Here is a 3,705-nt window from a genome sequence, read left to right on the forward strand (position 1 = left end):
GCCCTGGCCTATGCGCACGCGGAGGCCGCCAGGCGTCGGGCCGCCCGGCTGCCCGTGGTGCGGGAGGCCGCAGCCACCACCGCCTACGCCGCGGGTGAGTACGCGGCAGCGCTGAACGAGTTCCGGGCGCTACGGCGGATGACCGGCAGCGCCGAGTTCCTGGCGGTGATGGCCGACTGCGAGCGCGGGCTGGGTCGGCACCAAGCGGCGTTGCGACTCGTCCGGGAAGGTTTGGAGAGTGCCAACTCGGTGGCTGGTCGCGTCGAGTTGAAGCTCGTCGAGGCGGGTGCTCGGAGCGCTCTCGGACAGCAGGATGAGGCGGTCCGGTTACTGCGTCAGGAGATCGAACTGATCGGTGCGCGGGGACCCAAGAACGCACGGGCGCGGCTGCGCTACTACTACGCCGAGCTGCTCGGGGCGTCCGGCGACACCGCCGGGGCCGAGCAGTGGTTCGCGGCGGCCGTCCGGCTCGATCCTGAGAACGAGACCGGGGCGGCCGACGCACTCGCCGAACTGCACGGCGTCACCATCGAATTCGACGACTCCGAAGATGACGACACCACGGATGACGACACCACGGACACCGAGGATGAGGAGACCCTATGACCGCCAGGATCATCGACGCCCACGATGTCGCGTTCTTCGACCTCGACGGGGTGATCTATCTCGGACCGATCGCGGTGCCCGGTGCGGTGGAGGGCATCCGGGACGTCACGGCCTCCGGGGCCCGGGTGATGTTCGTCACCAACAACGCCGCCCGCAGCGCGGCGGTGGTGGCCGAGCATCTGAACAGCCTCGGTTTCGTCGCCGGCCCGGACGACCTGATCACCAGCGCCCAGGTGGCGGCCGGAGTGCTCGCCGAAACCCTGACCGCGGGCAGCCTGATCCTGGTGGCCGGTACCCAGAACCTGGTCGACCTGCTCGCCGAGGTGGGCTTCCGGACCACCGACAGCGCCGACGACAACCCGGACGCCGTGGTGCAGGGCTACAGCCCGAACATTCCCTGGGCGTTGCTGGACGAGGCCGGCATCGCGGTGCAGCGGGGCGCCACCTGGTACGCCACCAACGACGACGCCACCCGTCCGACCGATCGCGGTCTGGTCGCCGGCCTCGGCGCGCAGTTGGCGGTGGTCGGCATGACGGTGCGGCCCCGCAAACCGATCGTGTTCGGCAAGCCGCATGCGCCGATGCTGGATTTCGCGGTCAGCCACACCGGTGCCGAGCGGCCGATCTTCGTCGGTGATCGGATCGACACCGACATCATGGGCGCCAACCGTGCCGGAATGAAGTCGCTGCTGGTGTTCACCGGTGCGCACGGCAAGCACGACCTGCTGGCCGCCGGTCCCGGTGACCGTCCCAACTACATCGGTGCCGACCTGCGGGCCCTTCTGGAGCCGGCCCGCGTCGCCACCCAGGAGGGGCACTCCTGGCGTTGCGGCGCGGCTCGGGCTCAGCTCCACGACGGCCGGATCCAGCTCGACGCCGACCTCGCGACGCAGGCAGGGCAGCTGGACGCGCTCTGGGCGCTGGCGAACCTGTCCTGGGCCACCGATGCGGATCCCGCCGACTCGCTGGCGCAGCTCGACCAACTGCACTGACGAACCCGCGTCCGGGGCGTGGGCATTCGACGTGCCGCAAGAATGCCCACGCGGTCGGCGCTATCCTGCGAGGGACCGCGGTAACGGCGGTCCCGACGACCGAGGAGCTACCGTGTCAGCCGGCAAGCAACCCACCACCGATCTCGCCCTGATCGCCGTCTTCGCCGCGTTGATCGCGGTGTTCTCGGTGGTGCCCGGGGTTCCGGTCGGACCGGTGCCGATCACCCTGCAGACGCTCGCCGTGATCCTGTCCGGGCTGGTGCTGGGCCCCTGGCGCGGCTTCGCCGCCGCCGCCCTCTACCTGCTGGTCGGCTTCGCGGGGCTGCCTGTGTTCGCCGGTGGCGCCGGCGGTCTCGGCGTTCTGGCCAAGCCGAGCATCGGCTACCTGCTGAGCTTCCCGATCGCCGCCCTGCTCGCCGGTGTGTTCGCGCGTTGGCTGGCCGGTCCCGAGCGGCGGGCACGCTTCCTGTGGTTGTTCCTTTCGGGCTTCGGGGCGTCGGTGCTGATCGTCCACCCCGCCGGCATCCTGGGACTGATGGTGGTGGCACAGATGAGCGTGAACGCCGCGATCGCCACCGACCTGGTGTTCTGGCCGGGCGACGTGGTGAAGAACCTCGTCGCCGCGGCGATAGCGGTTGCCGTCCACAAGGCGTTCCCGGCGCTGCTGGCGGCCCGAGCACCGGTCGCCGCCTGACGTGATCACCCTCACCGGGGTTGTTGTTCGGGCTCCGGCCGGCGGTCCCTCCGGGGCTGCGGTGCTGCTCGACGGCATCGACCTCGTGCTCGACCAACGGCGGATCGCTCTGATCGGCGCCAACGGGTCGGGGAAGTCCACCCTGCTGCGGTTGCTGAACGGGCTGGTGCTACCCAGCGAGGGCGCCGTCGTCGTCGACGGCCACGACACCCGCACCGCGGCGTCCACCGTGCGCCGGCTGGTGGGCTTCACCTTCACCGATCCGCTGAGTCAGCTGGTGTTGCCGACCCCGGCCGACGACGTCGAGCTCAGCTTGCGGTCGCGCGTCCGGAACCGGGCGGAACGGCGGGCGCTGGCCCTGGACTGGTTGGCGCGGTACGGGCTGGCCGAGGTCGCCGACCACAGCGTCTACGACCTGTCCGGGGGAGAGCGGCAACTCGCGGCGCTGGTCAGCGTGCTGGCCGTGGAGCCGTCGGTGCTGGTCTGTGACGAGCCCACCACGCTGCTCGATCTGCGCAACCGCAACACGGTGGCGAACCTGCTGGCCGAGCTGCCGCATCAGGTCATCGTCGCCACCCACGACCTGGAACTGGCCGGGCGGTCCGAACGGGTGCTGCTGGTGGACGGCGGCCGGATCGTCGCCGACGGGACGCCCGACGACGTGATCGCTCACTACCGCCGGCTGATGGCCTGAGATCGGTGACGAGGGCATGAGATCGGCGTCCGCGCTGTTCGGCAGCTATCGTCCCGGCACCTCGCCGTGGCATCGGCTCGGGGTGGGCTGGAAGTACCTGGTCGTGCTGACCCTCACCCTGGTGGCGCTGGTCTGGCAGCAACCCGAAGTCACCGCGGTCAGCCTGGTGGTGACCCTGGCCTGCCTGGCCACCACCCGGTTGCCGGCGCGGGTGACGCTTGCCGTTCCGTGGTCGCTGCTGGTGCTGCTGATCGTGCTGGCGGCCTTCCAGTTGCTGGTCGGGCAGCCGGCGGCTGCATTCGTGGTCGCCGGCAACGTGCTGGTCGCCGTGCTGGCGGCCCGGCTGATCGTGTGCACCACACCCGCGTCGGTACTGATCGACGCCCTCGTTCGCGGTGCCGACCGTCTGCCTTTCGTCGACGGCGAGCGGCTGGGACTGACCGTGGGCATCATGCTGCGCAGCATCCCGTTCCTCACCGGCGCCTTCTACGACGTCCGGGACGCCGCGCGCGCCCGTGGGCTGGAACGGCATTGGCTGGCGCGGTTGTCACCGGTGGTGGTGCGTGCGGTGGGTTTCGCCCAGGCGACCGGTGACGCCCTGGCCGCTCGCGGCCTGGGCGAGGGCAACCGGCACCGCCCGGGCTAGTGCCCCGGCCACCAACCCTCGCCCGCTGCGCGACGCCCGGACGGCGCCTCGCTGCGTTCTCCTCAGTCGCCAT

Annotated in this window: 4 protein-coding genes and 1 pseudogene; all 5 read left to right on the forward strand. The window is 70.9% G+C overall.

What is annotated here, in order from left to right:
* Positions 1–606, forward strand: a pseudogene (locus Q0066_RS01515) (hypothetical protein); the annotation flags it as partial.
* On the forward strand, positions 603–1,598 hold the full coding sequence (locus Q0066_RS01520; RefSeq protein ID WP_298129371.1) for an HAD-IIA family hydrolase: 996 nt from the start codon (positions 603–605) through the stop codon (positions 1,596–1,598). The pseudogene Q0066_RS01515 and the gene Q0066_RS01520, both read left to right, overlap by 4 nt.
* 112 nt (positions 1,599–1,710) lie before the next feature.
* Positions 1,711–2,292 carry a biotin transporter BioY gene (locus Q0066_RS01525; protein WP_298129373.1) on the forward strand — a complete coding sequence of 194 codons (582 nt, stop codon included), beginning with the start codon at positions 1,711–1,713 and terminating at the stop codon, positions 2,290–2,292.
* Position 2,293: 1 nt separating this feature from the next.
* Positions 2,294–2,986 carry an energy-coupling factor ABC transporter ATP-binding protein gene (locus tag Q0066_RS01530; RefSeq protein ID WP_298129375.1) on the forward strand — a complete coding sequence of 231 codons (693 nt, stop codon included), beginning with the start codon at positions 2,294–2,296 and terminating at the stop codon, positions 2,984–2,986.
* Between the two features lie 16 nt (positions 2,987–3,002).
* A complete protein-coding gene (locus Q0066_RS01535) occupies positions 3,003–3,632 on the forward strand; it encodes an energy-coupling factor transporter transmembrane protein EcfT (RefSeq protein WP_298129377.1) in 630 nt (209 codons plus the stop codon).
* The last annotated feature ends 73 nt before the right edge of the window (positions 3,633–3,705 follow it).

The sequence above is a fragment of the Micropruina sp. genome (assembly GCF_027492755.1).
Lineage (GTDB): Bacteria > Actinomycetota > Actinomycetes > Propionibacteriales > Propionibacteriaceae > Micropruina.

Excerpts from the sequence above, each read along its gene's own strand:
- Q0066_RS01520 (WP_298129371.1), top strand. The coding sequence starts at position 603 with ATGACCGCCAGGATCATCGACGCCCACGATGTCGCGTTCTTCGACCTC.
- Q0066_RS01535 (WP_298129377.1), top strand. The coding sequence starts at position 3,003 with ATGAGATCGGCGTCCGCGCTGTTCGGCAGCTATCGTCCCGGCACCTCG.